The 1,631-nt window shown below is 70.2% G+C and carries 1 protein-coding gene; it reads left to right on the plus strand.

What is annotated here, in order from left to right; translation table 11 throughout:
• Window positions 1-1,538 (plus strand): ABC transporter substrate-binding protein (locus ELR45_RS03635; protein ID WP_165367447.1); only part of this gene is annotated, 1,538 nt, incomplete at its 5' end.
• Window positions 1,539-1,631 lie beyond the last annotated feature (93 nt).

Here is a 1,631-nt window from a genome sequence, read left to right on the forward strand (position 1 = left end):
GGGGTTTCCTGTGGGGCACGCTCGGACTCGCCGCCGCTGGGGCCGCCGGCGGCGTGCTCACCGGCTGCTCCTCGGACGGTACCGCCGACGCTGGGACCGGCTCCGACTCCACCCCCACGGCGGGCGGCCGGTTGAGGGTCGGTGCGGCCGGCGCCGCGACCGAGACCCTCAACGTGCTGACCGCCACCGCGTTCACCGATTACATCTCGATTCACGCGCTGCACGACCCGCTGGTCTCACTCACCGGCGACCAGATCGAGCTCCGGCTCGCGGAGTCGATCGAGCCCAACGCCGACGCGACCGAGTTCACCCTCCGGCTCCGCCCCGACATCGCCTTCCACGACGGCCGGCCGTGCACCGCCGACGACGTGCGCTACTCGCTGGCGTCCCTCGCCGATCCGGAACAGAGCCCGAACTTCAGCCAGTACTACGCCGACCTCGATGCGGCCAACCTGACCGTCGTCGATGAACGCACGCTGCGGATACCGCTGCACCGGCCGCGGGCGGACTTCATCGAAGGGGGACTCGCGACCTTCTCGTTCATCTTTCCGGACGGCACCTCCGGCGACCAGTGGGAGTCCGGCATCGGGACCGGCCCTTTCCGGCTGTCCTCTGGCACGGCCGAAGGGCGGGTGCTGGAACGCAACCCTGACTACTGGGACGGAACGGCGCTGCTCGACGAGGTCGAGATCATCGCGATCGCCGACGCCGAGACCCGGCTGAACGCGCTGCGCGGCGGCGAGATCGACTACGCCTACGCGGTCAGCGCGGCCGGAGCCGCCGGGGTGGAGGGCGACGAGTCGCTCACCATCGTCCGCGGTGGAGCGGCCAACTCGCAGGCGCTGACGTTCGAGATGAACCTTGGCCTGGCGCCCTTCGACGACGCCGACGTCCGGCTGGCCATGAAGCTCCTCGTCGACCGGCAGGCGCTGATCGACACCGTCCTGTTCGGCGAGGGAACCGTGGGCAACGACGTCGTCGGGCACGACATGGTCGGGTTCAACGCCGAGCTCTCCCAGCGCGAGCTCGACGTCGAGCGAGCGCGGACGCTACTCAGCGATGCCGGTGTCAGCGAGGTCACCCTGCGCGTGGCCGAGCTGGCTCCCGGCCTCACCGACGCCGCCAACCTCCTCGTCGAGCAGGCGGCACAGGCCGGGTTGACCGTGACGGTCGAGACGGCCGACCCCGCTACCTACTTCGCCGACTACGAGACGCTGATGAGCACCCCATTCCAGGCCATCCCCTGGGCCAACCGGCCGGCCGCGACCCACATCGCCGCCTTCACCGGCAGCACCGGCGGTTTCAACGTCACCGGCGTGGGCGGCCAGGAGTACGACGATCTGCTCACCCGGATGCAGGCCACCGTCGACGCCGACGATCGGCAGACGGCGCTCGACGAGATCCAGGCCTACCTCTGGGAGCACGGCGGCGATCTGGTCTGGGGATACGCCGAACTGCTCGACGCCGTGGTGACCGGCGTCGACGGCCTGCGCTACTCGCAGTCGATACCCCTGCTCGATCAGGTCACGATGGCGTGACGAGACGAGTTGCACACCTGTCCCGCCGGCTGCCGCGCCACCTGGCGCCGGCGGCGATTCTGCTGCTGGCGGTGAGCTTCGGGCTGTTCCTGG

Origin of the sequence: Phytoactinopolyspora endophytica, from assembly GCF_004138495.1 — a bacterium.
Taxonomy (GTDB): Bacteria; Actinomycetota; Actinomycetes; order Jiangellales; family Jiangellaceae; genus Phytoactinopolyspora; species Phytoactinopolyspora endophytica.